Source organism: Vibrio sp. 10N.222.55.A1, from assembly GCF_041473835.1.
Lineage (GTDB): Bacteria > Pseudomonadota > Gammaproteobacteria > Enterobacterales > Vibrionaceae > Vibrio > Vibrio crassostreae_C.
On record NZ_JBFRSX010000002.1, the window covers coordinates 1 to 2165 of the forward strand.

At 48.2% G+C, this 2165-nt stretch carries 2 protein-coding genes; both read left to right on the forward strand.

Features of this window, described 5'->3' with window-relative positions; all coding sequences use genetic code 11:
• Positions 1-858, forward strand: an 858-nt coding sequence (locus tag AB4493_RS00450; protein ID WP_372154354.1) for a tyrosine-type recombinase/integrase, incomplete at its 5' end; no start/stop codon positions are given.
• On the forward strand, positions 855-1907 hold the full coding sequence (locus tag AB4493_RS00455; RefSeq protein ID WP_102332453.1) for a transposase: 1053 nt from the start codon (positions 855-857) through the stop codon (positions 1905-1907). The genes AB4493_RS00450 and AB4493_RS00455, both read left to right, overlap by 4 nt.
• The last annotated feature ends 258 nt before the right edge of the window (positions 1908-2165 follow it).

Genomic DNA, 2165 nt, shown 5'->3' on the forward strand with positions numbered 1-2165 from the left:
ACCCTTTATGAACAACACCTTACCAACCTAAAGCTGCAAGGTAAACGACCCGCGACCATTGATGCCTATTCCCGTGCGGTTCGTCGGATCACCGCTCATTTCGACCGAGCCCCTGATACATTAACGACCTCTGACCTCAAACAGTTCTTCGCGTCTCTTATTCAAACCCACTCGTGGAGCACCATAAAACTCGATCGTAATGGCTTGCAGTTTTTCTATCGCTACACGCTCGATAAACAGTGGGAGTGGCTCAATATCGTCAAGCCGCCACAAGTAAAACGACTGCCCGACATACTGACACCACAGCAAGTCAGCTCGCTGATTACTCACACTCGACAAGCACGTTATCAGGTGTTTTTTCTTACTCTGTACAGCATGGGGTTACGACTCAGTGAGGGATTAAATCTTACGGTTCATGATATCGACAGCCAAACAATGCGCGTTCACATACGGGAAGGAAAAGGCGGAAAAGACCGAATGGTGCCGCTTCCGCAGCGAACGCTTAAGGCACTCCGCACGCACTGGCTTACCCATAAGCATCCTTGCTACTTATTTCCTGGACTTGGTACATGTCACGACACCCCCATGGATCGTGGCGGAATTCAAAAGACGATGAAACTTGTACTTAAAGAGTGTGGTATCAAAAAGCATGCGAGTCCTCATTCACTCAGACATTGCTTCGCAACGCACTTACTTGAGCAAGGAGTCGACCTGCGTTCACTGCAATCACTGCTCGGTCATGCAAGCCTCAACACCACGGCACGATACACCCGAATGACTCAGATAAAGCAGCATGATGCGGCAATGGCCATCAACCAATTAACGGATGATCTAGACTTAACATGGAGCATAAAATGAGTACTTTCATTGAACTGCTTCGCCAGCATCATCGTGCGCTTAAGCATCACTATCATGCGCAGATAAATGGCGATATGCATCGAGCTATTGGGGCGATGCTCCGTTGCAAAACAGAGCAACAAGGACGCTCACAATGGTTCTGCAGTCACTGCCATCACGATGACCGATTGCCTCTTTCTTGTGGTCATCGCCATTGCCCTCAATGCCAACAACGCACCACTTCTGACTGGCTACAGCGTCAACAGCAAAAACGGTTACCTGTTCACTATTTCATGGTGACCTTCACTTTACCGTATCAATTGAGAGTGCTGGCAAGACATCAACCTAAAGCGATATATAACGGTATGTTTAAGGTGGCATCAGGGGTATTAAAGGATTTTGCCAACCGACAACGGCAAGGTGAACTTGGTTTTACCGCCGTGTTGCATACTCACAGCCGACAACGAAACTTGCACCCACATCTGCACATTATCGTGGCGGCAGGCCAATACGACGCGTCGAGGCAAACGTGGCACAAAGGCAACAAGCATTACCTCTTCAACGCGTTTGCTTTGGCCAAAGTATGGCGAGCAAGAATGCTAGAGGCCATTAATCAACACCCAACGTTGTGGCTGCCGAGTGGCATACCCAAACAATGGGTGGTCGATTGCAGACAAGTAGGATACGGTCAGGCTGCACTCAACTATTTGGCGCGCTATCTCTATCGCGGTGTGCTGCCTGATGAAGACATCATCAGTATCACAGATGATACTGTCACCTTCCGCTATAAAGAGAGTCAGACCAATGCATGGCGAACGCGCACCTTGCCCATTCTGAAGTTTTTGCTGCTCATTTTGCAACACGTGCTGCCCAAAGGGTTGCAGAGAGTACGAGACTACGGATTTTTACGTGGTCAAGCTCACGCCTTAAGAGCCCGCATTCAACTGCTGTTATTGAACTTGGTCTATATGATGCCGCCGCTAACGGCACCGATAAGGAGCAAAGCGATAAGAATCTGCCCTTGCTGTGAGCATGAGATGGCGTGTGTTGGAGTGAGCCGACCCATGTAGTCGAAAGGCATTTAATAATAAGGAGAATGGCATTGACGAAATCAAAGGAGATGTGACGACGAAAGAAACGAAAAATAGCTAACTGGTTGATAAGATTGCTATCGCAACCTTATCTTGACCCCGCTCGCCTTGAGAAAAGCCTCAAAGCGATGTGCCCTTCAAGTTCAATCGTACAATTTACTTAACAAAGTGGCTTCGGGCTTGTTCAACACTCGGGATTTAGTGTTGGCTGCGCAACACCTTAATCCTTATTTGTTA